Origin of the sequence: Salmonella sp. SJTUF15570, assembly GCF_043357055.1 — a bacterium.
GTDB classification, from domain to species: domain Bacteria; phylum Pseudomonadota; class Gammaproteobacteria; order Enterobacterales; family Enterobacteriaceae; genus Salmonella; species Salmonella enterica.
Map to the genome: position 1 here is coordinate 157,663 of NZ_JBEUKJ010000008.1, position 25,487 is coordinate 183,149.

At 55.4% G+C, this 25,487-nt stretch carries 24 protein-coding genes; 8 read left to right on the forward strand and 16 right to left on the reverse strand.

Features of this window, described 5'->3' with window-relative positions; translation table 11 throughout:
* Positions 1-140: 140 nt before the first annotated feature.
* The gene (gene pbpC, locus ABVN44_RS17040) at positions 141-2,456 is read right to left on the reverse strand and encodes a peptidoglycan glycosyltransferase PbpC (protein WP_048348788.1); all 2,316 of its coding nucleotides are present in this window, start codon (positions 2,454-2,456) and stop codon (positions 141-143) included.
* On the reverse strand, positions 2,457-7,391 hold the full coding sequence (locus ABVN44_RS17045; protein ID WP_023232553.1) for an alpha-2-macroglobulin: 4,935 nt from the start codon (positions 7,389-7,391) through the stop codon (positions 2,457-2,459).
* A gap of 208 nt (positions 7,392-7,599) precedes the next feature.
* On the opposite strand from ABVN44_RS17045, the gene sseA reads away from it, so the two are divergent.
* Complete coding sequence (sseA, locus tag ABVN44_RS17050; protein ID WP_000205241.1) at positions 7,600-8,442, forward strand: 3-mercaptopyruvate sulfurtransferase; 843 nt, start codon at positions 7,600-7,602, stop codon at positions 8,440-8,442.
* Here the strand turns inward: sseA and ABVN44_RS17055 are convergent.
* Positions 8,422-8,646, reverse strand: a complete 225-nt coding sequence (locus ABVN44_RS17055; RefSeq protein ID WP_001533267.1) for a hypothetical protein — start codon at positions 8,644-8,646, stop codon at positions 8,422-8,424. The genes sseA and ABVN44_RS17055 overlap by 21 nt on opposite strands.
* Before the next feature lie 41 nt (positions 8,647-8,687).
* Here ABVN44_RS17055 and ABVN44_RS17060 point away from each other — a divergent pair, with 41 nt between their 5' ends.
* Together ABVN44_RS17060 and timP are read left to right on the forward strand one after the other, a co-directional pair.
* The gene (locus tag ABVN44_RS17060; protein WP_023232554.1) at positions 8,688-9,356 is read left to right on the forward strand and encodes a DUF5066 family protein; all 669 of its coding nucleotides are present in this window, start codon (positions 8,688-8,690) and stop codon (positions 9,354-9,356) included.
* 415 nt (positions 9,357-9,771) lie between these two features.
* Complete coding sequence (gene timP / locus ABVN44_RS17065; protein ID WP_353647394.1) at positions 9,772-9,888, forward strand: small toxic inner membrane protein TimP; 117 nt, start codon at positions 9,772-9,774, stop codon at positions 9,886-9,888.
* 36 nt (positions 9,889-9,924) lie between these two features.
* Here timP and sseB read toward each other — a convergent pair whose 3' ends face one another.
* The 11 genes from sseB to trmJ all read right to left on the reverse strand — a co-directional run bounded on the left by sseB (position 9,925) and on the right by trmJ (position 18,817).
* Complete coding sequence (gene sseB, locus ABVN44_RS17070) at positions 9,925-10,701, reverse strand: enhanced serine sensitivity protein SseB (protein ID WP_001533245.1); 777 nt, start codon at positions 10,699-10,701, stop codon at positions 9,925-9,927.
* A 109-nt stretch (positions 10,702-10,810) separates the two neighbouring features.
* Positions 10,811-12,094, reverse strand: coding sequence for an aminopeptidase PepB (pepB, locus tag ABVN44_RS17075; RefSeq protein WP_000133541.1), 1,284 nt, complete (start codon positions 12,092-12,094; stop codon positions 10,811-10,813).
* Positions 12,095-12,147: 53 nt separating this feature from the next.
* Positions 12,148-12,348, reverse strand: coding sequence for a Fe-S cluster assembly protein IscX (gene iscX, locus ABVN44_RS17080; RefSeq protein WP_000523621.1), 201 nt, complete (start codon positions 12,346-12,348; stop codon positions 12,148-12,150).
* A gap of 11 nt (positions 12,349-12,359) precedes the next feature.
* Complete coding sequence (gene fdx, locus ABVN44_RS17085) at positions 12,360-12,695, reverse strand: ISC system 2Fe-2S type ferredoxin (RefSeq protein WP_001124466.1); 336 nt, start codon at positions 12,693-12,695, stop codon at positions 12,360-12,362.
* A 1-nt stretch (position 12,696) separates the two neighbouring features.
* Positions 12,697-14,547 carry a Fe-S protein assembly chaperone HscA gene (hscA, locus tag ABVN44_RS17090; RefSeq protein ID WP_001196653.1) on the reverse strand — a complete coding sequence of 617 codons (1,851 nt, stop codon included), beginning with the start codon at positions 14,545-14,547 and terminating at the stop codon, positions 12,697-12,699.
* A gap of 12 nt (positions 14,548-14,559) precedes the next feature.
* Positions 14,560-15,075 carry a co-chaperone HscB gene (gene hscB, locus ABVN44_RS17095; protein ID WP_000384398.1) on the reverse strand — a complete coding sequence of 172 codons (516 nt, stop codon included), beginning with the start codon at positions 15,073-15,075 and terminating at the stop codon, positions 14,560-14,562.
* A gap of 195 nt (positions 15,076-15,270) precedes the next feature.
* Positions 15,271-15,594: an iron-sulfur cluster assembly protein IscA gene (gene iscA, locus ABVN44_RS17100; protein WP_000028952.1), complete on the reverse strand. Its 324-nt coding sequence runs from the start codon at positions 15,592-15,594 to the stop codon at positions 15,271-15,273.
* Between the two features lie 28 nt (positions 15,595-15,622).
* A complete protein-coding gene (gene iscU, locus ABVN44_RS17105; RefSeq protein ID WP_000331704.1) occupies positions 15,623-16,009 on the reverse strand; it encodes a Fe-S cluster assembly scaffold IscU in 387 nt (128 codons plus the stop codon).
* 27 nt (positions 16,010-16,036) lie between these two features.
* Complete coding sequence (gene iscS, locus ABVN44_RS17110; protein ID WP_000775263.1) at positions 16,037-17,251, reverse strand: cysteine desulfurase; 1,215 nt, start codon at positions 17,249-17,251, stop codon at positions 16,037-16,039.
* Positions 17,252-17,431: 180 nt separating this feature from the next.
* Complete coding sequence (iscR, locus tag ABVN44_RS17115) at positions 17,432-17,926, reverse strand: Fe-S cluster assembly transcriptional regulator IscR (RefSeq protein ID WP_001241346.1); 495 nt, start codon at positions 17,924-17,926, stop codon at positions 17,432-17,434.
* A gap of 159 nt (positions 17,927-18,085) precedes the next feature.
* The gene (gene trmJ, locus ABVN44_RS17120) at positions 18,086-18,817 is read right to left on the reverse strand and encodes a tRNA (cytosine(32)/uridine(32)-2'-O)-methyltransferase TrmJ (RefSeq protein WP_000940032.1); all 732 of its coding nucleotides are present in this window, start codon (positions 18,815-18,817) and stop codon (positions 18,086-18,088) included.
* Between the two features lie 118 nt (positions 18,818-18,935).
* Here trmJ and suhB point away from each other — a divergent pair, with 118 nt between their 5' ends.
* The 5 genes from suhB to asrC all read left to right on the forward strand — a co-directional run bounded on the left by suhB (position 18,936) and on the right by asrC (position 23,833).
* Positions 18,936-19,739 (forward strand): inositol-1-monophosphatase, encoded by an 804-nt coding sequence (gene suhB / locus ABVN44_RS17125; RefSeq protein WP_000553473.1) that lies wholly within the window; start codon positions 18,936-18,938, stop codon positions 19,737-19,739.
* Between the two features lie 144 nt (positions 19,740-19,883).
* Positions 19,884-20,762, forward strand: a complete 879-nt coding sequence (locus ABVN44_RS17130) for an alpha/beta hydrolase (protein ID WP_023138115.1) — start codon at positions 19,884-19,886, stop codon at positions 20,760-20,762.
* 181 nt (positions 20,763-20,943) lie between these two features.
* A complete protein-coding gene (gene asrA, locus ABVN44_RS17135; protein ID WP_023232555.1) occupies positions 20,944-21,987 on the forward strand; it encodes an anaerobic sulfite reductase subunit AsrA in 1,044 nt (347 codons plus the stop codon).
* 3 nt (positions 21,988-21,990) lie between these two features.
* Positions 21,991-22,809, forward strand: coding sequence for an anaerobic sulfite reductase subunit AsrB (asrB, locus tag ABVN44_RS17140; RefSeq protein WP_000017587.1), 819 nt, complete (start codon positions 21,991-21,993; stop codon positions 22,807-22,809).
* Positions 22,810-22,819: 10 nt separating this feature from the next.
* The gene (gene asrC, locus ABVN44_RS17145; RefSeq protein ID WP_000020685.1) at positions 22,820-23,833 is read left to right on the forward strand and encodes a sulfite reductase subunit C; all 1,014 of its coding nucleotides are present in this window, start codon (positions 22,820-22,822) and stop codon (positions 23,831-23,833) included.
* Here asrC and ABVN44_RS17150 read toward each other — a convergent pair whose 3' ends face one another.
* Positions 23,834-24,820 carry a nickel/cobalt transporter gene (locus ABVN44_RS17150; RefSeq protein WP_023232556.1) on the reverse strand — a complete coding sequence of 329 codons (987 nt, stop codon included), beginning with the start codon at positions 24,818-24,820 and terminating at the stop codon, positions 23,834-23,836.
* A complete protein-coding gene (locus ABVN44_RS17155) occupies positions 24,811-25,449 on the reverse strand; it encodes a DUF1007 family protein (RefSeq protein WP_000805728.1) in 639 nt (212 codons plus the stop codon). Before ABVN44_RS17155 ends, ABVN44_RS17150 begins: the two co-directional genes overlap by 10 nt.
* Between the last annotated feature and the right edge of the window lie 38 nt (positions 25,450-25,487).

The following is a 25,487-nucleotide window of genomic DNA, read 5'->3' on the forward strand; positions in this document are numbered from 1 at the left end:
ATAAAAACCCATTCTCACGTTTTTAAGTGTTAGATCTCTTGATATTTATCAAGCTCCCTCATTAAGGGTAATTCCGGAAAAATTAATAATTCTCATTAACTTTAAATTAAATGAAATTCATAATTTATTCTGAAGAGTTGTTAACGTATTAATTCAAAATTAACCGCTGCAACCTGACCGGACTCATCCATTACGACAAGTTGATAACGTCCAGCGATATTGAGTAATAAAGAAAGGCGATTATTTTCGCCATTAACAGGTTCGCCATTTAAAAACCACCAGCGACGCCCTTTGCCGCCGGTAGTCGAGACGGGCAGCGTGACGTTTTCCTGGCCTGGCAATTGCCTGATCACCGCGCCATCCCTCACTCCTGACAGCATTAACGGCGCGGCATCATTGCCCTGTAGCGGCGGACAGTGGTCGGACGCCGCGGGCAAGCGGGCGCTACGTCTTTCCGCAGGCGGCAGCCACGGCTCCAGCGGCCGCGGCCAGACGATAAACGTATGCGCACGCGCCTGCGGACAGTCGGCAGCGACACGCCGCCCCGTATCATCCAGCCAGACCGGGAAACGAATACCGTTGATGTCTTCCTGCTCAGGTAACAGCAGCGTGGGCGGCTGGCTGTCGTCAAGCAGCCATGTCGCCAGTCGGCGGCGACAGTTGCTGTCTCCGGCAGGCAGAGTCTGTCCACCCGGCCAGCAAATGACGCCGCGGCTTACCGTCTGCGGACGCGGATCTTCCGGCAGGCGTCCCGTATGCGCCAGTAACAGATTATTGACCTGGTTAAGTAATGGCACCGCGCTGGCAAAACCAAATTGCCCCACCACAGGCGTGCCGTCGGGTCTGCCTGTCCAGATGCCGATGATATAGCGCGCGTTAACGCCAATAGCCCACGCATCGCGATAGCCGTAGCTGGTGCCGGTTTTCCACGCCAACGGCACAATGCGCGGCAGCGCGTTATCCGGCAAGGGTTGCGCTTCATCCGCCATAATCCGTCGAATGATCCACGCCGCTCCCGGCGACATTAATGGTCTTTCCGACAGCGGATCGTCCGGCTGTAACCGTAGTTTCGCCGCTTTCCCATGACGAGCGAACGCGCTGTATGCCGCCGCCATCTCGTCAAGCCGCGCGCCCGCGCCGCCCAGAATCAGCGAAAGATTGGGCGCCGCGCCAGCAGGCAAATATAGCGGCAGGCCGACGTTACGCAGTTTTGCCGCAAATCGTTTCGGCCCATAGGCTTCAAGCACCTGAACGGCAGGCAGATTCAGCGAGCGTACCAGCGCGTCGCTCATGCTGACCGGGCCGTGAAATCCGCTGTCGAAGTTTCCCGGGCGGTAATCTCCGGTGCGGCGCGGAACGTCCTGTAATAATGATGCGGGATGGATCAAGCCGTCATCCAGCGCCAGACCGTACACAAAGGGTTTGAGTACCGATCCCGGCGATCGGATCGCCGTTACCATGTCGACATGACCAAAACGGCTGTCGTCATTAAGGTCTACCGATCCTACCCAACCGCGCACGCTCATATCGGTATGATCGACAACGATCATCGCCAACGAACTGCGTGCAGGCAGCCGCCCTTTCCATGCCCGCGCCAGATCTTCCAGTTGCCGCTGCAATCCGGCGTCCAGCGTGGTCACAATTTTGTCGTTCTGGCTTTTACTCAACATCATTCGGGCAAAAAGCGGCGCCAGTTGCGGCATTTGACGCGGCGCCAGCCAGACCGGCTCTTCACGCGACTCGCGTACCGTTTCGGCAGGCCAGACGCCCTGCGCCGCCATCCGATCCAGCACTTTATTTCGTGCCGCTTCGGCTCTCGCAGGCCAGCGGTCGGGGCGTAGCCGGCTCGGCGCCTGCGGCAATACGGCCAGCAGCGCCGCGTCAGCGTAGCTCAGGCGCGCGGGCGGCTTGCCGAAGTAGGCCCAGCTTGCAGCGCCAATACCCTGTAGCGTGCCGCCGAACGGCGCGCGGTTCAGGTACAGCGTCAGGATATCGCGCTTGGACAAATGCCATTCAAGCTGGAAGGCGCGCCAAAGCTGGCGGATTTTACCGCCGAACGTGCGCGAATGCGGGTCCAGCAGTCTCGCCACCTGCATAGTCAGCGTACTGCCGCCGGAAATAACGCGCCCGGCGGTAAGATCCTGCCATGCCGCGCGCGCGACGGAGAAAGGGTTAACGCCAGGGTGCCGCCAGAACCAGCGATCTTCGTAATTGATTAGGGCCTCCAGGTAGCGGGGAGAGACCTCTTCAATCGTCACCGGATAACGCCAGATCCCCCCGGCGTCGGCAAAGCGCCACAGCGGCGTACCGTCATGGGCTACCACGACCCGCGCAGGATGGACCTCATTGAGCGGCAGCGGCCAGAGTTTATCCGCTGCCCATAACGCCAGGAAAATAAAAAGCGGCGCGCCCGCCAGCCACAGCCAGCGGCCACGTTTACCACGCCAACCGTTCATTTAAGGCGTCACAATCAGCAGCCCCTCGCTCGCGCCGGTTGCCCGCCACTGAGGCACGTACATCGATTCCACCTGCGGTTGTGCAAGCTGGTACGTCCCCGGCGTTACCGCGCGCGCCAGGTAGACCAGCGTCACGGGCTGGCCCTCATTGACAACGACGGCAGCCACAAACCGATCGTCGCGGAATTCCATATACTGAATATCCGCCTGCTGCATCTGATTAAGCAGATTTTGCACTTCGCTACCGCTCTCCGGCAGGCTGGCGCTGCTGTCAGCCAGATTCTGGTTTTCCAGCTCCAGCCCGGCCGGGAGCAGGTCCACCACCAGCGCATCCGGCACATTGCGATCGGCCACTACCGTTAACCAGACCAGCACCAGTTCGCCGCTACGCAACGAGGACAGCGATTTGCGCTGACCATCGGTCCCCAGTATTTGTCGTTCAATCTGCAAAACGTTGCTGGCAGGCTCAGGCGCAGATGAGGGATAGCCGCTGCTATCCAGACGCAGCCATAGCGGCTGGCTACCGGTGTTCGTCACCTCAAGGGCGGCCAACTGGTCAGCATCCAGATTACGGGTCAGCGCCTTGTCGCCCGCCAGCGGCTGCGCCTCTAAAGAGGTCTGCGCCTGCCAGGCGCCTGCGCTGGCCTGTCGCGAATGCGCGGCGAGGAACAAGGCATTGTTCTCCTGGGTAGAGAGCCAGCGCTGACCGAAGGCCTGCTCAGAAAGCGAGCTTAATAGCGCGTTTTGCGCGTCCGGTCTGAGGTTGTTCTCTTCCAGTAACGACAACATCAGAGCGTTATCGCGCAGAGAACTGCCGTAATCCGCTATCCATTGACGTTCGTCCTGACGCGGCGTATTCAGAGCCAGCGTAATGGCCTCTTCGCCGCGTCTGGCATCGCCCATCGTATTTAACGCGATGCCCAATTGCATCAGCGGCAGTCCTGAAACCGCCTGACTACGGCGCTCCCAGATTTCGCGCAGCGCGCCGAGCGGCGCTTTCTGCTGACGCGCCAGTACCAGCGCGGCGTAAGCCTGAGCGGCAAAAGTACTGGCCTGTGTATTATCGCTATAACGAATCAGCATCGTGCCGGGATCCTGCAAATAGCGCAGCAGTCGCTCATTGCCCCGGTTAATCGCCTCCGGCGGGACGCTATATCCCTGCTCGCCCGCGCGAATGAGGAAATCCATCGCGTAGGCCGTTAGCCAGGGCTCTTCCGCCCCATTTTTATCCCATAGCGCAAAACCGCCATTATCACGCTGCATCTGTAGTACCCGTGAGATGCCGATATCCACCGCGGCGCGCCGTTTTTCATCGCTATCGCCGACAATACCGAGCGTCTGCAATTGAGCGGCATTGGTATACAGCGCCGGGAATAACCCGCTGGCGGTTTGTTCCAGGCACCCGTACGGATATGCTTTCAGTTCGCGAATGTAGCGCGCCAGATTGAGCGGCGGTTTTCCGCTTAACAGCAGTTGTCCCTGTAACGTGGCTGGCGAGACGTTTGCCAGATGCTGCTCTGGTACATGCCAGCTCTCTCCCGGCGCCAGCGCAATGCCGCTATTTACCGTTTGGGCAGGCCAGGCCGGACGCACGCCGATTTGCCACTGCTTATGCTGCGCACCGAGGGTTTCTCCCGGCAGATTCAGACCGCTAATGGTCGCCTGGATTTCGCCTTCGCCAAAACCTTCCAGCGCGCGTACCGGAACGAATAAGGTGGTGCGCACGCCCGGCGCCAGGTTGACCGGTTGCGGCTGTTGACTAAGCAGTTCCAGTAACCCACTGGCGGCGAGCGCAATATTCAGCGTCTGCGGGCGGTCGGTCAGATTGGTGACGTCCAGCACCAGTCGCGAAACATCCCCTCCCGCCAGAAAACGCGGCATATTCAGCTCGGCAATCACTGGCGCGGCGACAACGACTTTGCTTTCGCCGCGACCAAAATCGTCCGCTGTCCATGCCTGCGCCATAACCCGCAGTTCGCCGTTAAAGTCGCCAATCGGCAGCGTTACGACCCCTTCGCCCTGCTCATTGAGCGTGATCGGCTGCGCCTGCTGCGCGATGATATTGACATGGTTTACCGGCGGTTTTCCGCCGCGCTTAAGGGCGTCGCCATCGCCGCCAAAACGCAACGCCGCCAGCCGCCCCTGCCCTTCAATGACCTGGCCGTAAATATCGTAGATATCCGCACCGTAGCGTTTTTGACCGAAGAACGCCTGCCACGGGTCCGGCGTCGCGTAATCGGTGATGTTCAATACGCCGCTATCGACCGCGGAGACCAGCACGTTGATCTGTTTTGGCATTTCGCCGTGTTTAACGCTGGCTTTCACCCTGACGGTGAGCGGCTGATTCGGGCGCATTTTAGCCGGGCTTTCCAGCGCCAGATCGAGGCGGCGATTTTCATCCCCCAGCGGTAGGTGTAGTAACCCCACGGCGCGTTTTGGCGTCGCGGAACGAGATTTATCGCCGGGACGCACCACCAGCGTACTGAGATAGAGATCGTGGCGATTCCAGGTTTTATCCACCGGAATCGTGAGCTCCAGACCTTGTGCCGGCACATCGATCGCCTGCCACCACAGCGGACCGTCGCTGGACTCCACCATGGCATAACCTTTACCGGCGACCGGCGCGGCGATATGCAATTTCATGGTATCGCCTGGACGATAATTCGCTTTATCCAGTTTGAGGGTGACGCGATCCGGACGCGCCGCGCCGCTACCGTCGCTGTTATCTTGCCAGCTATAGCCGGCCCAGAAACGAACGCTGCTGACCGTCTCATTCGGCGCTTTGACCTCCAGACGGTACGCGCCCCATTCCACCGGGAAGCTGACTTTTCCGGTTTCATCCGCGTTCAGATCCAGCGTCTGCTCGCCCTCCACCAGATCTTTTTGATCAAACTGCGACTGCCAGCCTTCGCTTTCCGACCAGTTCCAGTAATAGTCGCGACGCTCGCGGATGAGCCGCACCTGTAAACCGGACACCGCTTTTTTCTCGCCCTGCGCGTTGGCGTAAACAATATCGAATGCGGCGTTGCTGTCTTCGTCGACAATCGGTTGATTAACGGTGGTATCCGTACGGTAGTCGTATACCGCTTTGGCGGCGAACTGTGGACGAATTCCCGGTAACGTATCGGCAGGCCAAATCGCCTGCTCTACGCGACGAGTGACCGGACGACCGCCAGACTCCAGCAGGCTGGCCTGTAGAATTACCTGCAGCGGCGAATGCGCTTCTTGCCACTGGCTGGCAGCACTCACTTCACCACGTCCGCCTTTATCCAACGTCAGTTGAACTTCGTCCAGGCTGCGCGAAAGATTCTCTTCGGCAATATTGCCGAACTGGAAGCCAGGCAACGCCGCGACAGCGTCGCGCAGCGGACGCAGGAAAAGTTGCCCTTGCAGGGTATTGCCGTTAGCAGGCGCGCCATACAAGTAATAGCCGACAGCGGAGAATTTCACCTCATCCGCAGGCGCCAGCGGTGTTTTTTGCGCCGTCAGGTTGAGCGCCATCCGCTCCGGCATAAAGTCTTCCACGTGGAAATCCCAACTCCGCAGCAAATTATCGCCGGTGTTGGCGCGGACATGCCACAAGCCGGTCGGCGCGTTGATATCCAGCGGATAATTCAAACGGTATAGCCCGTTTTCCGCCTGGCTGACGACGGTACGCATCACCTGTCCATCTGGTTTTACCACTTCCAGCTTAACGGGTTGATCGGGCAGCGTTTTACCGTCGCTATCGCGCAGTAATCCGTTGAGGATAACCGTTTCGCCCGGTCGGTAGAGATCGCGCGGGCCGAACATAAAGAACTGCTTGCTGTAGCCGGGCGCGCCAGCGACATTAAATTCCGACAGATCCAGAGCCGGAAGCGTGAGATCGAGCAGCGTGGTCTGCTCCTCTTTACGCGCCAGTAATAGCGCCGCCGCTTTATCAGCCTCCAGTTGTACATGTCCCTGCGCGTCGCTCGTCGCCTGCGCCAGCGTCTGACCTTTATCATTCAGAAGAACGATCTCAACTCCCGACTGCGCCGCGCCGTTTTCCAGGCTTTGCGTAAAGATATCCAGCCGATTATGGTAACGGTGCGCGGACACGCCGATATCGCTAAGGGTAAACAACGTAGCGGCATTACTATAGTTGTAGTGTCCAGCCTGATTCATTACCGCCACATATACGCCCGCCTGTTGCAGCGGCTTAATATCGCTTAATGGCAGCAGCAGTTTCTCACGCGTATTACGCGCCGGATTAAGATCAAAACGACCGGTATAAACCAGATCCGCCATTTTCAGCAGATTATCGGACTCCCAGTTAGAGAGAGAACTACGGTACTCCCACTGGCTGACAAATGACGCCAGCGATCCGGGCTTAACGCGGAAAAAGTTTACATCAACATGGTTGACGTTAAGCGCCATGACCGGCAGTCCTTCCGCGATTTTCCCCGGTAGCAGCGATCCCCGGCTGGCAAAGCCGACGCTGGGCTGGACATCACGCGTGGTAATCGTTTTTTCATAAGACTTGCCGAAGGTGGCGTTATTCAGCGCCTTAACGGCGGGATCAACCGTGACCACCAGCACACGCTCAGGTTCCAGATGACGTAACCTTAGCTCTTTTAAATTTGGCGCCAGCTCCCATGCGCCGTCAACGCTGCCGCTTTTCTTATCAACCACGTGAACCACACGGGAGAAATCCTGTTCAGGATCTAAAGGAATTGAAAACGTCAGCACCAGCGTCGCCGCGCCGTCGAGCTGCGCTTCGGAGGCGTCTAATAGCGTGAGCGCTTTGCCCTGGCTTTGCTGCGCCAGCTTTTGTAGCTGTGCCGGGTCTTGCGCGGGCGAGGGCTGCGCTACGGCTGGCGCTTCGCTTTTAGTCGTCGGGGCGGTTTTATCGTTGTTATCGCATCCCGCCAGCGCCAGCATGATCATGCAGGCCACCACGCGTAAATGTTTCATCTTTCATCCCTGGCCTTAACGGCCTGTCAGCAACGGTTGATGAGATATTATGCGCGAGAAATTTTATTGTGTAAGTCCGTATTACTGTGATGATGCGAAAATTTTACGCAGAAATGTGGTTTCGCCAGCCAAAACAGCCTCTTCTACTTGTCCCTTTTCGGGAAACGTCCGACAATTTGACCATAATCAGGTAACAATGGAGATGCCCATGACCACCGCCTTTTTTGTCGCCGCCGACTGGCTTGCCGAACATATTGATGATCCGGAAATACAGATTCTTGACGCCCGTATGGCGCCGCCGGGACAGGAACATCGTGATATGGCGGGCGAATATCGCGCCGGACATATTCCCGGCGCGCTGTTTTTTGATATTGAAGCGCTTTCCGATCGCGCATCGCCGCTGCCGCATATGATGCCGCGCCCGGAAGCGTTTGCGGTGGCCATGCGTGAACTGGGTGTTCGCCAGGATAAACACCTGGTCATATACGATGAAGGCAATCTGTTCTCCGCTCCGCGGGCATGGTGGATGCTGCGCACGTTCGGTGCCGAGAAAGTGTCCATTCTGGCGGGCGGACTGGCGGGCTGGCAGCGCGACGAATGGCTATTGCGCGAAGGCGAAGAAGCGCATGAAGGAGGCGAGTTTGAGGCGAAATTCGCGCCGCAAGCCGTGGTGCGTCTCACCGACGTATTGCTGGCAAGTCATGAAAAAACCGCGCAAATCGTTGACGCGCGTCCGGCGGCACGTTTTAACGCTCAGGCTGATGAACCGCGTCCGGGACTGAGGCGCGGACACATTCCTGGCGCGCTAAACGTCCCGTGGACGGAACTGGTGTATGAGGGCGAATTAAAGACCACTGACGAACTGAATGAGGTTTTTTTCAGCCACGGCGTGAGTTTCGACAGACCGATTATCGCCAGCTGCGGTTCCGGCGTGACGGCCGCGGTCGTGGTGCTGGCGCTCGCCACGCTGGATGTGCCTGACGTCACGCTTTACGACGGCGCGTGGAGCGAATGGGGCGCGCGTACCGATTTACCGGTTGAACCCGCTTAATATCCGCCATGCCGGATGGCGCTCACGCTTATCCGGCCTACCGTTCAGGCTGATGTAAAACGATCTACAGACATTGTTTTTATTCAGCTCTTTTCCGCTGTCCTGCAAACGGGCATTATTTTCTCTTAATAAAATCCTATTTTTTATCGGTAAATACTTTACGCCGGGTATAAGGAGTATCATCACCGCTGTTTTGGTTTTCACCGGGAAATAACTCCTGTAAAGATAATTTTTAAGGATGGAAAATGGATATTTTACTCGCTAATTTAATTGAGTTGGTTAAAAAGGTTAACCGTAATAAGGTGCCTAATTCTATGCCTGCCGAGGAAATAAGTCGTCTGCGAGTGCGTAAGTATCGCGATCCGCAAAATACGGAAACCACTGAGTTGCCTGAAAGCCTGAAGGCGCTACTGGCCTACGACCGCGATCTACTTAGCAATTATAATATGCCTGTGATTGAAACATTACAAAGATCTATTGATAAAGAGGGAGTAATTCATTCTTACTCCCCTGATGAAGAGGCGTATTACGGCGCTGGCATGGATAGCTCAGGTATTGATATTGAAGATCTGATGCCTGTCTGGAGTAACGATCCCCGTCTTCCGGCATTAATTCGTATCGATCATGTCGGCGATCAGGCCATTTTTATCTATATCACAGAACGGGATGCCAACGGCGAATACCCTATTGCCCGCATGGAACGTAATGAGTTCTGGCTGGCGGAGTCTTCTCTGGTGGAATATCTCTATAATATTATTTCGGGCGCTAAAGACATCGGCTTTACCGAAGAGGATTTACATCTTCCGCAATGGAAGGCACAGCAAAAAATGAATGAAAAACGCGATGCCGCTTTACTTGACCTGGAGGATTATCATGAGGCGTTTTGGGCAAAACTGGACGCGCTCGTCGATTAATCGACATGATGTCGGGTGGCGCTCACGCTTATCCGGCCTACCGTTCAGGCTGATGTAAAACGAATCTACATAAATTCGGTTTAAGCAGGTCACAAAAAAACCGCTCAATTGAGCGGTTTTTTTGTGCTGGTCCGGTTCGCGGCCTTTCCAGCAGGCTTTGTTGCCATAGCAACGCAGGCACACCGTAGGGGATTAATACTCCCTTTTAAGGGAGCAAATGTCAATATGATTTACCGGGAAACTATTCAACATTTGAGGTATTATCTTTCCCGGCCCTTTCCGCCGTCTCGCAAACGGGCGCTGGCTTCAGGAGAGGATAACCCATGGCCGTAAGCGCAGGCACACCGTAGTGCCTGCTATCACGGCATTATCGCCAGCGGTGCTGCCGTGATGCGGTCTTCGCAAGGACCGCAACATGAAGGTACGATACTTTTGTGTCGTGCTTCTTGTTTCTGGCACGTTGTGTCTTCACGCAGACAGAAGCCACCCAGGTAATTCTGTTCCCGTAACGCTCAACGTCCAGAGCAGGTAAGCCAGGAGGCCGCCCTGTTGGGCGGCTTTCTTTTCTTCAGATGATGCGGTTCTGTTTAAAATCGCGCAGGAACCCGCCCCAGCGGCGCTCGTAGAACGGCGCGATATGCTCGGTGATAAAGTGGCTGATACCCTGCTCGCCCTTCCTCACCTGACAAATATCGATCGGTTCGTCACCCGGTAACGTGTCGGTCGCCACATTGCCCGCTGCGTGAATGATCTCTTCAATTTCGCCGTCAGCCTCAATGCCAATCAGCAGATTGGGTTGGGCGTCCGCATGTTCTTTAATCGCGCAGAGAAATGCGCGTTTCACCGGTTTGATAGTTTTAAACAGCGTAGTGAGGGAATCAATCATCTGCGACGGCGGCTCGGCCACTTCGGATAAAATAAGCGACTCGCCGCCTTCCAGCACTTCCTGCGTACTTAACGGACTGCCTTCCTCAGCGAGAAGCAGGCTGATTTCACGCGGCATAAACTCTTTGCCGGTCGGCAATTTAGCGTTGAGGAATAGCGTTTCGCCAAGCGTCATTTCAAACAGCGTGCGCGCTGGCATCACCACAAACGCCTGTTCGTCTTCCACGGCCTGCTGCAGCGCCTCCAAAGAAGTAAAGAAGGGAATGACGGTCGTGCCGTCTTCTTTTTCCCAGTGCTGCAAATCCAGAGCGCTGTCTTCCACAATCGCCTCGCCTTCGGCAGCGCTGCCCGGCACCCAGACGGTGGACTCCAGTAAGGTACGGAAAAATGCCGGACGATGCGCGGGCTCAGTCGCCGCTTTCTCCAGCAAGATTTCTAATTCATTTTTAGTTTCGGACATAGGAATCACAAATTATGTATATGGGTTGTAGGCCTGATAAGACGCACGGCGTCGCCATCAGGCAAAATGCCGGGTGGCGCTTCGCTTACCCGGCCTACAAAAACACCGTTCAGGCGGTCAGCAAATTCGCGATGGTGCGCACACCCAGACCGGTTGCCCCGGCAGCCCACTGCTCAACCGGCGCTTTGCGATAAGTGGCGGAACAGTCAATGTGCAGCCAGCCTTCGCGGTAATTTTCAACAAAGTGCGACAGAAAACCCGCGGCGGTGCTTGCCCCGGCGGGATACGCCGCGCTGCCGGTGTTGTTCAGTTCCGCAAAGTTAGACGGCAGCTGGTTACGGTGGAACTCCGCCAGCGGCAGACGCCAGAACGGTTCATTCTCTTGCGCCGCGCTGGTCAGCAAGCGCCCCGCCAGCGTATCGTCAAAACTGAATAGCGCATGATAGTCGTTACCCAGCGCCGTTTTCGCCGCGCCAGTTAACGTCGCCATATCAATGATTAGCTGCGGGTGTTGCGCGCTGGCGTCAATCAGGCCATCCGCCAGTACCAGTCGCCCTTCCGCATCGGTATTCATGACTTCGACATTCTTACCATTACGGTAGCGAATAATATCACCCAGTTTAAACGCATTGCCGCTGATCAGATTATCGGCGCAGCACAGGAACAGTTTTACGCGTTTATTCAGCCCACGGGTAATAGCGAACGCCAGCGCGCCCGTTACTGTCGCCGCGCCGCCCATATCGGATTTCATTGAGTCCATAAAAGCGCTTTGCTTGATACTGTAGCCGCCGGAGTCAAAGGTGATACCTTTACCGACCAGGCAAGCATAAACCGGCGCATCTTTGTCTCCCGTCGGGTTGTAATCCAGCGCCAGCAGCACTGGCGGACGCTCAGAACCACGGCCTACGGTATGCAACCCCATATAGTTCTGCTCGCGCAGATCTTCGCCTTTGGTGATACGATAAGTGACGCTATCGCACGCGACGCTGCACAGCAGATCCACCGCGCGCTGCGCCAGTTGCTCCGGCCCAAGCTCTTCCGCCGGAGCATTAATGGTGTCGCGCACCCAGTCAATAATGGTCAGGCGGTTATCCAGCTCCTGACGTTGGGCATCGTCTAAATCCGGCCACATTACGGTACGGACGCCTTTTGGTCCTTTGTAACCCGCCCAGAATGCCCAACAACGCTCGGTATCCCATCCTTCGCCTGTCAGCGCGACCTGTTTTATTCCCAGGCCGTCGATTTTACGCGCCGCACGCTGGATCAACCCCAGATCGTCTTTACCGTTAAGATGCAAGGTAATACCGTCGTTATTAATACTGTAAGTGGCTTTATCGCCCCAGCGCGCATCGGCAGGCTGCGTGGAAAGCGTAATTTTCATGGCTTCTGTCATTGTTATTTTCCTTATTAGCAAACGGGCCGCCGTAGGGCAGCCCGTTATTTGACTTACTCTGCTTCATCCAACCAGACTAGCAGAATCGCCTCCAGAATTTTTTCATTGGATGCGTTAGGGTCGTCGTCAAAATCGTCCAGTTCGCAGATCCACTGATGCAGATCGGTGAAACGAACGGTTTTAGGATCGACATCAGGATATGCGTCGTATAACGCTTCACCGATCTCGCGGCTATCGGTCCACTTGAGTCCCATACTACCCTCTGTTAATGCTCACGCGCATGGTTGATTGTGTAACGTGGAATTTCGATAACCAGATCGTCGTCGGTAACGCGGGCCTGGCAGCTCAGTCGACTTTCCGGCTCCAGCCCCCACGCTTTATCCAGCATATCGTCTTCTTCTTCCGAACTTTCCGGCAAGGAGTCGAAGCCTTCACGTACAATACAGTGACAGGTGGTGCAGGCGCACGATTTCTCACAGGCGTGTTCAATCTCGATGCCGTTGCGCAGCGCAACGTCAAGAATGGTTTCACCGGTCTCAGCTTCCAGAACTGCGCCATCCGGACAAAGATCCTGATGAGGCAGAATAACAATCTTCGGCATGTTAAACCTCGTCTACGGAATGGCCTTTCAACGCGCGACGAACCGACTGGTCCATGCGGCGAGCGGCAAATTCCTGGGTTTGTTTATCTACGTTTTTAATGGCTTGTTCTATGGCGTCAACATCATCGCCTTGTGCGACCGCGCTTAAATGTGCGGCGGCATCATCAATGCATTGACGTTCTGCGGCGCTTAACAGCGCGGCGTCGGCAGTTAGCGCGCCGGTCAAACTTTCCAGCACGCGCGCGGCTTCGACTTTTTGCTCCGCCAGCATACGCGCTTTCACGTCCTGCTCGGCAAAACTCATGGAATCCTTGATCATCGAGGCGATTTCGCCATCGGTCAGGCCATAGGAAGGTTTGACCTGAATGGAGGCCTCGACGCCGGTGGATTTTTCCATTGCGGTGACGCTCAACAGGCCATCGGCGTCTACCTGGAAGGTCACGCGAATATGCGCCCCGCCCGCCGGCAGCGGCGGAATCCCGCGCAGCGCAAAGCGCGCCAGCGAACGGCAGTCCTGCACCAGTTCGCGTTCGCCCTGCATCACATGGATAGACATCGCAGTCTGACCGTCTTTGAAGGTGGTGAAATCCTGCGCGCGCGCCACCGGGATAGTGGTGTTGCGCGGAATGACTTTTTCCACCAGGCCGCCCATCGTCTCCAACCCAAGAGAGAGTGGAATCACGTCCAGCAGCAGCATTTCGCTGTCCGGCTTGTTGCCGACCAGAATATCGGCCTGAATCGCTGCGCCGATAGCGACCACTTTATCCGGGTCGATAGCGGTTAACGGCGTGCGGCCAAAAAATTCGCCCACCCGCTCACGCACCAGCGGTACACGGGTCGAACCGCCGACCATGACCACTTCCAGAACGTCCTGGGGCTCAACGCCGGCATCTTTCAATGCGCGACGGCAGGCCAATAGCGTGCGCTTAACCAGCGCGGAAATGAGATCGTTAAACTGCTCGCGAGTGATCTCCCCCTGCCAGCCCGCAACGTTAACGCGAACGGTATCGGCATCGCTTAAGGCGATTTTCGCCGCAATCGCGGCATCCAGCAGTTCGCGCTGAACGCGATTGTCGCTACGATCGGCAATTCCCGCCTGCTCGCGAATATAGTCCGCCAGCAGATGGTCAAAGTCGTCGCCGCCGAGCGCAGAATCACCGCCCGTCGCCAGCACTTCAAACACCCCGCGGCTCAGGCGTAAAATAGAGATATCGAAGGTACCGCCGCCGAGATCGTAAACAGCAATAACGCCTTCTTTGCCTGAGTCCAGACCGTAGGCAATCGCCGCCGCCGTCGGTTCGTTGAGCAGGCGTAGCACATGCAGGCCTGCCAGCCGCGCGGCGTCTTTCGTCCCCTGACGTTGGGCATCATCGAAATAGGCGGGAACGGTAATCACCACGCCATCCAGCTCGCCGGAGAGCGATTCGCTAGCCCGCGCGGCCAGCGCTTTGAGAATATCAGCCGATACGCGTACCGGATTGAGCAATCCAGCCGCCGTGTCAATCATCGGCAGCCCATTAACGCTTGCCTTAAACCGGTAAGGCAGATGCGGATAGCGCGCCTGGATATCCGCCAGCGAGCGTCCCATCATGCGTTTCACAGAGCTGATAGTGTTGGCCGTATCCTGCGCGGCATTGTCGCGCGCAGCGTAACCGACCGTATGGCCCTGCTGCTGATAGTGAACCACTGAAGGCAACAGGTGGCGCCCTTCGTGGTCAGGCAGAGTTTCCGCCTGGCCGCTGCGAACCGTCGCAACCAGAGAGTTGGTAGTGCCTAAGTCGATGCCCGCCGCCAGACGACGCTGATGCGGCGCGGCGCTCAGACCAGGCTCACTAATTTGTAATAAGGCCATGTTAGATTCCAGTTAAAAATCGAGCAGCTTTTCTTCGAGTTGTTCTGCGCTGCTTCGCAGTTTATCGAGAAACCGCAGTTTGCGTACCGTATCCGCCGCCGCGTCCCACGCGGCGTTGTCCAACTGTTCCACCATTTGCTGAAGACGAGCATCAAACATCTTTTGTACGCGTTTGATGAAGCTTTCCAGCCGCACGTCGTCTTTTGATTGTTCGATATCGTCCAGCTCTTCGCGAAGCGTGAGTTGTTCCATCAGAAACGCGGTGTCGCGTACCGTATGTTGCTCGCTGGCCAGATCGAACCCGTGTAAGGAGAGCAGATACTCCGCGCGCGTCAAAGGGTGACGCAGCGTTTGCCAGGCCTGGTTGATCGTGGCGGATTGCTGGACGGCGGCAAGCTGCTGCGCCTGGGTGCCGTTGGCAAATTTGTCAGGGTGATACTGGCGTTGCAGATCCTGAAAACGAAGGCTCAGCGCCTGGGTGTCAATCTGATAACGGGCTGGTAAGCCAAAGAGGGTGAAGTAATCCATAACATTCTCAGGGATAGCCTGTCAGAACAAACCCCACACGCAGGCGACCACGGTGGGGTTATACCTTCTTACTTCGCGCCGCAGATGCGTTGTCTGCGCGGGTTCCCCCAGTCATTTACTCAAGTAAGCGCCTGGGGATTCACTCGATTGCCGCTTTTCTGCAGCACGAATGCTCGGTATAACAGCGGAACACGGTTACACGTGGAAGCTTTCGCCGCAACCACACTCATCTTTCACATTCGGGTTGGAGAATTTAAACCCTTCGTTCAGACCTTCTTTTACGAAGTCCAGCTGTGTACCGTCCAGAAATTGCAGGCTCTTGCCGTCAACCACTACCTTAACGCCTTTGTCTTCAAACACGGTGTCTTCCGCCGTTGGCTCGTCAACAAATTCCAGTACATAAGCCATACCTGAGCAGCCGGAGGTTCTCACGCCCAGACGCAGACCAAACCCTTTACCACGGTTGGCCAGGAAGGTATTAACTCGCGCTGCTGCACTGTCGCTAAGTGTAATCGACATAACAAAACCTCAATGTTAACGTTCTATTTTATTTCGCTTCGCGTTTGCTTTTGTAATCCGCAATAGCGGCTTTAATCGCGTCTTCCGCCAGAATAGAGCAGTGAATTTTCACCGGCGGCAGCTCCAGTTCGTCTGCAATGTCGGTGTTTTTAATCGCCTGCGCTTCGTCCAGGGATTTCCCTTTCACCCACTCCGTTACCAGAGAACTGGAGGCGATAGCGGAACCGCAGCCGTAAGTCTTGAAGCGCGCGTCTTCAATGATACCTTCATCGTTAACTTTAATCTGCAACTTCATGACGTCGCCGCAGGCCGGAGCGCCAACCATGCCGCTTCCCACGTTATCGTCGTTGTTGTCAAACGACCCTACGTTACGCGGGTTCTCATAGTGATCGATTACTTTTTCGCTGTAAGCCATTATAAATTCTCCTGATTCCGATACCGATTAATGATGTGCCCATTCGATGCTGTTCAGATCCACACCCTGCTTGTACATTTCCCACAGTGGAGAAAGGTCACGCAGACGGCCAATGGATTTACGTACCAGATCAATGGTGTAGTCGATCTCTTCTTCAGTGGTAAAACGACCTAAAGAGAAACGGATAGAGCTATGCGCCAGCTCGTCATTCATGCCCAACGCGCGCAGCACGTAGGACGGTTCCAGACTGGCGGATGTACAGGCGGAACCGGAAGAGACCGCCAGGTCTTTCAGCGCCATGATCAGCGACTCGCCTTCAACGTAGTTAAAGCTCACGTTGAGAATGTTTGGCGCGCCCTGCTCAAGGTCGCCGTTCAGGTAAACTTCTTCAATATCTTTGATACCGTTCCACAGACGGTTACGCAGACCGCGCAGACGGGCCATTTCGGTCTCCATCTCTTCTTTCGCGATACGGTAAGCTTCGCCCATGCCGACGATCTGGTGGACAGGCAGAGTACCAGAGCGCATACCGCGTTCGTGCCCGCCGCCATGCATCTGCGCTTCAATGCGAATACGCGGCTTACGACGCACATACAGGGCGCCAATGCCTTTCGGACCATAAATTTTATGACCGGAGAAGGACATCAGATCCACTTTCAGTTGGCTCAGATCGATAGGCAGTTTGCCCACGCTCTGGGTGGCGTCAACGTGGTAGATGATACCGCGCGCGCGGCACATTTCGCCGATGGTCGCGATATCCTGCACCACGCCGATTTCGTTGTTCACGTGCATGATGGAAACCAGAATGGTGTCGTCACGCATCGCTGCTTCGAGCTCGTTGAGATCGATGATGCCGTTGCGCTGCGGTGCCAGGTAGGTCACTTCAAACCCTTCGCGCTCAAGCTGACGGCAGGTGTCCAGCACCGCTTTGTGCTCGGTCTTGCTGGTGATGATGTGCTTGCCTTTTTTCTGATAAAAGTTGGCAGCGCCTTTGATCGCCAGGTTATCGGACTCCGTCGCCCCTGAGGTAAAGACGATTTCACGCGGGTCGGCGCCGACCAGTTCAGCAATCTGGTTGCGGGCGATATCGACGGCTTCTTCAGCCTGCCAGCCGAAACGGTGTGAACGAGACGCCGGGTTCCCAAAGGTTCCGTCCAGGGTCAGAAACTGCATCATTTTCTCGGCAACACGCGGGTCCACCGGCGTGGTTGCGGAGTAGTCGAGATAAATCGGTAATTTCATTGCTCTTAAACTCCGTACATCACTCAATGCAAGGAATCAGGCAACCGGCTGGATGTACGACCGTGTTGACGGGACGTCCGCGTCCCGGCCTGATTCTGAATTCTTTTTTACGCTTCATCCTTCAGACGACCGCGGCATTCACCGCATGAGGCCGCCAGAAGAGATGGCGTAATATTTTAATTAAGCGCGTAATTTAACGTCGATAGCGTCCTGCGCACGACCACTGGCGCGCGGCGCGTCATGCGTGTGCTGGCGACCAGACACATCCAGAACTTCCTGGTTATTCACCAGCTCGCCTAAAGTAATATTGTTGAGAAAACCGGTCAGACGATCGCTTAAATCACGCCACAGCGCATGGGTCAGGCATTTATCGCCGCCCTGGCAGCCGCCTTTGCCCTGGCAACGGGTCGCGTCAACGGATTCATCAACCGCGCTGATCACTTCGCCGACCGCGATACTGCCAGCATCTTTACCCAGCAGATAACCGCCGCCCGGCCCGCGTACGCTGGAAACCAGACCGTTTTTACGTAAACGGGAAAATAGCTGTTCCAGATAAGAAAGGGAAATCCCCTGACGTTCAGAAATATCAGCCAACGGTACCGGGCCCGCTTCGGAGTTGAGCGCAACGTCTAACATTGCGGTCACGGCATAACGCCCTTTAGATGTCAGTCTCATGTCTTACTTAACCTCAAACTCGCCCCTGCCCGGGGTTTTTTATTGTAAAATGGGGGTATTGCATAGCAGGGACAAGTCTGACATTCCCGAGTAATTTGGTCAACTATTTACTTGAGTAAATTAGTCAGGTATTTAGCGTTCCGTGCGGTATTGACGCGGTTACTTGCCTTTATTCTGCTGCTCAATAGACGCCAGAATCCCACGCAGAATATTCAACTCCTGGCTTTCCGGGCGGGCGCGGGTAAACAGACGGCGCAATTTATTCATCACCTGCCCCGGATGGTTTTCGCGAATAAAGCCAGTGGAGAGCAACGTCTGCTCCAGATGGCCGTAGAAACGTTCAAGATCGTCCACCAGCGGATACGGCGTCTCTTCATGATCTGCCGCGTCGCCGTTTTCCTGCGTCGCCAGCCAGGCCATACGGACTTCATACGCGATGACCTGTACCGCCATCGCCAGATTCAACGAGCTGTACTCCGGGTTAGCGGCAATCGCGACGTGATAATGGCATTTTTGCAACTCATCGTTAGTCAGCCCGACACGCTCACGACCAAAAACCAGCGCAACCGGCGTATTTGCCGCTTCCGCCACGCTTTTTAAGCCGCACTCGCGCGGATCAAGCATCGGCCACGGCAAAGTACGGGAACGGGCGCTGGTGCCGACCACCAGGCTACAGCCAGCCAACGCTTCATCCAGCGTATCGACGATCTGCGCATTACCGATCACATCGCTGGCGCCCGCCGCCAGGGCGATGGCCTGGGAGTCCGGTTTCACCAACGGGTTTACCAGCCACAGGTTAGTTAAGCCCATGGTTTTCATAGCGCGAGCCACAGAGCCCATATTGCCGGTGTGGGAGGTTTCCACCAGCACAATTCGAATGTTTTGCAGCATTGTCTTTCTTCAGCTAAAGATTATTCTGACATCTTACCATAAAACCAAGACAGATTCCGATCTCGCTGCTATACTCTGCGCCGTTTTCCCGTTCTTTAACATCCAGTGAGAGAGACCGATGCATCCGATGCTGACCATCGCCGTGCGCGCAGCGCGCAAGGCGGGTAATGTAATTGCCAAAAACTATGAAACTCCGGACGCTGTAGAAGCGAGCCAAAAAGGCAGTAACGATTTTGTGACCAATGTAGATAAGGCCGCTGAAGCGGTAATTATCGACACCATTCGCAAATCTTACCCGCAACACACTATTATCACCGAAGAAAGCGGTGAGCACGTTGGCACAGATCAGGATGTTCAATGGGTTATCGATCCGCTGGATGGCACCACCAACTTCATCAAACGTCTGCCACACTTCTCCGTTTCCATTGCCGTACGCATTAAAGGCCGTACTGAAGTGGCTGTCGTTTACGATCCGATGCGTAACGAACTGTTCACCGCCACCCGCGGTCAGGGCGCGCAGCTGAACGGCTACCGTCTGCGCGGCAGTACCGCTCGCGATCTGGACGGCACTATTCTCGCTACCGGCTTCCCGTTCAAAGCCAAACAATACGCGACCACCTACATTAATATTATCGGCAAGCTGTTCACCGAATGCGCCGATTTCCGCCGCACCGGTTCCGCCGCGCTGGATCTGGCCTATGTGGCTGCAGGTCGTGTCGATGGTTTCTTTGAAATTGGCCTTCGTCCGTGGGATTTCGCAGCGGGCGAACTGCTGGTTCGTGAAGCGGGCGGTATCGTCAGCGATTTCACCGGCGGTCATAACTACATGATGACCGGTAATATCGTGGCGGGGAATCCGCGCGTCGTTAAAGCCATGCTGGCGAATATGCGCGACGAACTGAGCGATGCGCTGAAGCGCTAAGTCTCTTCGGCGGATGGGGCCACTCATCCGCCGTGCCTTTTCAGGCGTTTTTCCTAAACACAGCCTCATCGCTTTACTTGCCTGCATGTTTTTGTACGATCGCTCCCTGCTCCGCTATTGGCATAAAGCGGCAAGGAAGCGAACATGACCCTTCAACATACCCGACGCATCGTCAAATCCCTTTTTATTCTGTTTATTATTGTGGTCTGTATTTACCTGCTACCCCGCGTAGCGATCAATGCCTTTTATTACCCGGACAATAAAGTCTATGGACCAACCCCTGCCGAAGCTGAATCCATTACCTTTACCGCCAAAGATGGCACGCATCTGCACGGCTGGTTTATTCCCACTGCTTTCGGCAGGCCGGAAAACGCCGTCGCGACGGTGATTCATGTCCATGGCAACGCCGGAAATATGTCGGCGCACTGGCCGTTAGTCAGTTGGCTGCCAGAACGCAACGTAAACCTGTTTATGTTTGATTACCGTGGTTTTGGCGAATCTGAGGGTACCCCATCACAAGAAGGGCTACTGGACGATACGAAAAGCGCGATAGATTATGTGCGGCATCGTGCCGACGTTAACCCCGAGCGCCTGATACTGCTGGGGCAGAGCCTGGGCGGTAATAATGTGCTGGCCGCCGTAGGCCACTGCGTAGGCTGCGCAAATATGCGCTACGCCGACCAGGCGGGGATACGTGCGATTATCCTCGACTCAACGTTTTTATCCTATTCCTCCATCGCCAACCAGATGATCCCGGGCAGCGGCTATTTGCTTGATGACCGCTATAGCGCGGATCGCAATATCGCCAGCGTCAGCCCCATTCCGGTATTGATTCTTCATGGCACGGCAGACCATGTTATTCCCTGGCAGGACAGTGAGAAATTGTATGCCCTCGCCCGGGAGCCCAAACAAAAAATCTTCATTCCTGACGGCGATCACATTGATGCTTTTTCCGGACGTTATGCAAACCTTTACCGTGATGCAATGATTAAATTTATTCAGACCGCGCTATCCGCTAAATAGCGCGACGCTGTATATATGCATATTTTATGATTAAGAATATATTTATTATACCGATAGTAAAAACCATTTTTTCCCGTTAGCGAAGGCAGTGGATTAGCGCTAGCGTAACAGTAATATTCAACTGATTTTTATAACAATTTATTTTCATTTGTTTTTCCTGAATATTACTGTGGAGTATGTGATGGCTATCAAAATTACGCCTGACGAGTTTAGTTTGCTTATCCAGCGATTAAACAAAAAATGGCGCGTGTTTGCCCCGTCCGCAGAGTTTCGCGGCGGACGTTTTTCCGACACTGACAACATTATTTATCAACGGATTAGCGGCTGGCGCGATCTCATCTGGCACGAGAAATCGCACATGTCGCCGAATACCATAATTGCCCCTATCACCGAAACGCTCTTTTATTTCGATAAAGACACCATCCAAATTGCCGAGACAGACACTTCCCCGATAATCATCTTTGCCCGCGCCTGCGACATTAACGCCATGTCGCGGCTGGATTATATGTATTTATCAAATGGGAATAATTCCGATTACAGTTATCAACTGCTACGGGAGCATATTCGTTTCGTCCTTATTGAGTGTGAAGAAAGCTTCGAAAATTGTTTCTGCGTCTCAATGGGTACTAATAAAACTGACTGTTATAGCGCCGCCATGCGTTTTAGCGATGAGGGCGCGCTTGTCAGCATCCGCGATCCCTTTATCGAGGCGGCGATACAAGGGCTGGGGCAGGAGGCTGACTATACCCCCTCTTTCGTCAGCGAAAACCGGGAAACCGTCGTCACGCCGGACAGCGTTTGCCGCGATCCGCAAAAAATTCGCGACATTCTCACCCGCCATCCGCTATGGGACGCCTACGACAGCCGCTGCATCAGTTGTGGCCGCTGCACTACCGGATGCCCAACCTGTACCTGCTATAGCGTCTTTGACATCGCCTATGATGAAAATCCGCAGCGCGGCGAACGCCGTCGCCAGTGGGCAAGCTGCATGGTGCCGGGCTTTAGCGACATGGCCGGCGGTCATGGTTTTCGCGAAAAACCCGGCGAGCGTCTGCGCTACCGCGCCCTGCATAAGGTCAATGACTACAAAGCGCGCAACGGCATTGAACATATGTGCGTCGGCTGCGGCCGCTGCGACGATCGCTGCCCGCAATACATCAAATTTTCTTTGATTATCAATAAAATGACCGCTGCCGTTCGGCAGGCGCTGGCAGAGGAGGCATAACGCATGTCACATTGTTCCTGTCATGATAAACCGCAGCACAGTTTGCTGCCTGCGGCGTACCGCATCCTCAGTATTACTCGCCACACGCCGCTGGAGTGGAATTTCCGCGTGGCCGTCGATTTTCCTGCGCACTGGGGGCAATTTGTTGAGGTGTCGCTGCCGCGCGTCGGCGAAGCGCCCATCTCCGTTTCCGACTACGGCGACGGCTGGATAGATCTGCTGATCCGTAATGTCGGAAAAGTGACCAGCGCCCTCTTTACGCTGAAAGAAGGCGACAACGTGTGGCTACGCGGCTGCTATGGCAATGGCTATCCGGTCGATACGCTGCGCCATAAACCCTTACTGGTTGTCGCAGGCGGCACGGGCGTCGCGCCGGTGAAAGGCTTAATGCGCTATTTCGTTGAGAATCCCCAGGAAATTGGTCAACTGGATATGATTCTCGGCTATAAAAATCGCGATTGCGTGCTGTACAAAGAAGAAATGGCGACGTGGCGCGGCAAACATAATCTGGTGCTCACGCTGGATGAAGGCGAGGCTGATGACCGTTACCAGATTGGTCGGGTGACCGATCGGCTTGCCGACATGACGCTTAGCGATATCGACACCATGCAGGCCATCGTCGTTGGGCCGCCAATAATGATTACCTTTACCGTAAAAATGCTGCTGCAAAAAGGGCTCAAGCCGGAGCAAATTTGGGTGGACTACGAACGCCGGATGGCCTGCTCCGTCGGGAAGTGCGGCCACTGCCGTATGGGCGAAGTGTATGTCTGCACCGACGGCCCGATATTTAACTACGCTGTCGCGCAACGTTTTGCCGATTAAGGAGAACATCATGAGCATTGATATTGATATCATTAAAGCCCGTGCGAAAAACGAATATCGCCTGTCAAAAGTGCGCGGCGAAGCCATGATCAGCGTCCGCATTCCCGGTGGTATTTTGCCTGCGCATTTGCTAACGGTGGCGCGTGACATCGCCGAAACCTGGGGCAACGGACAAATTCACCTCACTACCCGCCAGAAGCTGGCGATGCCGGGTATCCGTTACGAAGATATCGACAACGTGAACGCTGCGCTGGAGCCGTTTCTTCGCGAGATTGAAATAGAACTGTGCGACGTCCAGGTTGAGGATACCAAAGCGGGCTATCTCGCTATTGGCGGGCGAAATATTGTCGCCTGTCAGGGGAACCGCATTTGCCAGAAAGCCAACACTGACACGACCGGTCTGTCCCGTCGTCTTGAAAAACTGGTCTATCCCAGCCCTTATCATCTCAAAACGGTCATCGTTGGCTGCCCGAATGATTGCGCGAAGGCGTCAATGGCCGATCTGGGAATTATTGGCGTGGCGAAAATGCGCTTCACTGCCGATCGCTGTATCGGTTGCGGCGCCTGCGTGAAGGCCTGTAGTCACCACGCGGTAGGCTGCCTGGCGCTGAAGAACGGCAAAGCGGTCAAAGAAGAGTCCGCCTGTATCGGCTGCGGCGAGTGCGTGCTGGCCTGTCCGACGCTGGCCTGGCAACGTAAGCCGGATCAGCTCTGGCAAGTCCGTCTGGGCGGACGCACCAGTAAAAAGACGCCGCGCGTCGGCAAGCTCTTCCTCAACTGGGTGACTGAAGATGTGATAAAGCAGGTGATCGTTAACCTGTATGAATTTGAAAAAGAGATGCTCGGCGGAAAACCGATCTATCTCCATATGGGCCATCTGATCGACAAAGGCGGCTACCTGCGTTTTAAAGAACGGGTACTGCGCGGCGTTCAGCTCAATCCGGAAGCGATGGTCGCCGAACGCATTTACTGGGCCGAAGACGAATCCGTCGCGCGGATGCATCTCAAACCCGCCGGGCACTAATCAACCACGCCATGGCCGCAGCCCGCCCACAGGCTGCGGCACGCTAAACCACATGACCAGCGCCGCAACAAGCAGTATGACCCCTCCGGCCAGCGCCAGCGTTGACCAGCCTACCTGCCGCCATAACGCTGGCGCTTTGTTTCCACTGAGCTTCACCGCCAGAGCACGAAAAGTGTGTACCAGCAACGCCAGCGAGGTAATCGTTAGCGAGGTTCCCGCCGCCATCGCCAGTACCGACGCCATTCCCCAGCTAAAAACGCCAATCACTTTACTGAATAACAGCACCATTATCGCGCCGGAACAGGGCCGCATCCCCATAGACAGTACGATCATGAATCGCGCGCGCCAGTCATCGCCGCTATGCAATTGTTCCTGCGTCGGTAGATGCTGATGTCCGCAGCCGCATTTTTCATGGTGAACATGGCGCGGCGTAAAAGCGATAAAGACAGGTTTACGTAGCAGCGCGCGTAACCTTTTTATGGCCCGCCAGCACAGCAAAATGCCCAGCCCGCCAACTAACGCATAGCTCCCCTTTTCCAGCCAGAAGCCGCTCAGATGGAGCTGCCTGGCCGGAAGTTGCAATACGGTCAGCACGCCCACCACCAACCCGATAGCCACGAACCCCTGTAATAACGCGGCGGCGAGGGTTAACACGATACTTGATTTCAGCTTCGAAGGATGCGTCGCCAGCCATGTCGCGATCACCACTTTGCCGTGTCCCGGCCCCAGCGCATGAAGCACGCCATACATAAAACTCAGCAGAAGCAACGATCTGCCCGCCCGCTCAGGATGCGTCGACACCGCGTTAAGCAGCGCGCTCAACTGCTGATTCACGTCCCGCTGCCAAAGAGCGCTTTTCAACATCACCTGCGGCCAGGCCTGCCATATCCACAGACCGCCAACCAGCATCAGCAGCAGGAATAACGCCAATGGCCACAGCGAGAGCCAGCGCCGCCCCGGAGTGCGTTGAGAAAAAATTACTGACATTGCAAGGTCACCGTTTGGGCAAACTGTTTACCTAAATCCATATCCTCCGGCGGCGCGTCCTCTTTATCCAGCGACTGGGCGAAACGTAGTGTCTCTTCGCCGGGCGCAGGAGTATAAACCTGAATCCGACACTTTTCGCGCAGCGGTTCCGGCATCGTGATATCGCTGTCCTGGTCATAATGCATATCGACATAATAAGAGGGATCAAACGTTGAAAAGGTATAAGTCTGTCCGCTTAACGGCTGCGGTTCAGCCAGCGGCAGCGTAAAGGTCAATACCGCCTGATGCGCGTCACGCGTCATACCGTATTCTGTCGGCCTGTTTTTAAACTTCACTTTCGCGCCATTGCGCCACACTTCTGTAAAGTAGTGCTGCCCAAGTACGTTAGCCATCACTTCCGCCGCCAACTTTTTCCATATTTCTGACCCCGGTGCCGCGTTTCCGGCGTCATACAGCAGATCTGCGGACGTCAGCGCGTCCATTGTCCAGCGCATTTTTAACGCCACAAATTGCTCATTTTCACTGACCACCTGCGTTTGCAGACGGATGAAGCTGTGCGGATGCGCCGCCGCCACGAAAGATAAAACGGCAAGAAATAGTGTTAAGGCGCTGCGTTTCACTGGCTTCATCTGTTCCTCGCGATAAAAATTCTGTGACGTTCCTCAGC

Bases quoted from the DNA above. Each gene is read 5' to 3' on its own strand.
- pbpC (WP_048348788.1), bottom strand. From the start codon at position 2,456: ATGAACGGTTGGCGTGGTAAACGTGGCCGCTGGCTGTGGCTGGCGGGC.
- ABVN44_RS17045 (WP_023232553.1), bottom strand. From the start codon at position 7,391: ATGAAACATTTACGCGTGGTGGCCTGCATGATCATGCTGGCGCTGGCG.
- sseA (WP_000205241.1), top strand. From the start codon at position 7,600: ATGACCACCGCCTTTTTTGTCGCCGCCGACTGGCTTGCCGAACATATT.
- ABVN44_RS17060 (WP_023232554.1), top strand. From the start codon at position 8,688: ATGGATATTTTACTCGCTAATTTAATTGAGTTGGTTAAAAAGGTTAAC.
- timP (WP_353647394.1), top strand. From the start codon at position 9,772: ATGAAGGTACGATACTTTTGTGTCGTGCTTCTTGTTTCTGGCACGTTG.
- sseB (WP_001533245.1), bottom strand. From the start codon at position 10,701: ATGTCCGAAACTAAAAATGAATTAGAAATCTTGCTGGAGAAAGCGGCG.
- pepB (WP_000133541.1), bottom strand. From the start codon at position 12,094: ATGACAGAAGCCATGAAAATTACGCTTTCCACGCAGCCTGCCGATGCG.
- iscX (WP_000523621.1), bottom strand. From the start codon at position 12,348: ATGGGACTCAAGTGGACCGATAGCCGCGAGATCGGTGAAGCGTTATAC.
- fdx (WP_001124466.1), bottom strand. From the start codon at position 12,695: ATGCCGAAGATTGTTATTCTGCCTCATCAGGATCTTTGTCCGGATGGC.
- hscA (WP_001196653.1), bottom strand. From the start codon at position 14,547: ATGGCCTTATTACAAATTAGTGAGCCTGGTCTGAGCGCCGCGCCGCAT.
- hscB (WP_000384398.1), bottom strand. From the start codon at position 15,075: ATGGATTACTTCACCCTCTTTGGCTTACCAGCCCGTTATCAGATTGAC.
- iscA (WP_000028952.1), bottom strand. From the start codon at position 15,594: ATGTCGATTACACTTAGCGACAGTGCAGCAGCGCGAGTTAATACCTTC.
- iscU (WP_000331704.1), bottom strand. From the start codon at position 16,009: ATGGCTTACAGCGAAAAAGTAATCGATCACTATGAGAACCCGCGTAAC.
- iscS (WP_000775263.1), bottom strand. From the start codon at position 17,251: ATGAAATTACCGATTTATCTCGACTACTCCGCAACCACGCCGGTGGAC.
- iscR (WP_001241346.1), bottom strand. From the start codon at position 17,926: ATGAGACTGACATCTAAAGGGCGTTATGCCGTGACCGCAATGTTAGAC.
- trmJ (WP_000940032.1), bottom strand. From the start codon at position 18,817: ATGCTGCAAAACATTCGAATTGTGCTGGTGGAAACCTCCCACACCGGC.
- suhB (WP_000553473.1), top strand. From the start codon at position 18,936: ATGCATCCGATGCTGACCATCGCCGTGCGCGCAGCGCGCAAGGCGGGT.
- ABVN44_RS17130 (WP_023138115.1), top strand. From the start codon at position 19,884: ATGACCCTTCAACATACCCGACGCATCGTCAAATCCCTTTTTATTCTG.
- asrA (WP_023232555.1), top strand. From the start codon at position 20,944: ATGGCTATCAAAATTACGCCTGACGAGTTTAGTTTGCTTATCCAGCGA.
- asrB (WP_000017587.1), top strand. From the start codon at position 21,991: ATGTCACATTGTTCCTGTCATGATAAACCGCAGCACAGTTTGCTGCCT.
- asrC (WP_000020685.1), top strand. From the start codon at position 22,820: ATGAGCATTGATATTGATATCATTAAAGCCCGTGCGAAAAACGAATAT.
- ABVN44_RS17150 (WP_023232556.1), bottom strand. From the start codon at position 24,820: ATGTCAGTAATTTTTTCTCAACGCACTCCGGGGCGGCGCTGGCTCTCG.
- ABVN44_RS17155 (WP_000805728.1), bottom strand. From the start codon at position 25,449: ATGAAGCCAGTGAAACGCAGCGCCTTAACACTATTTCTTGCCGTTTTA.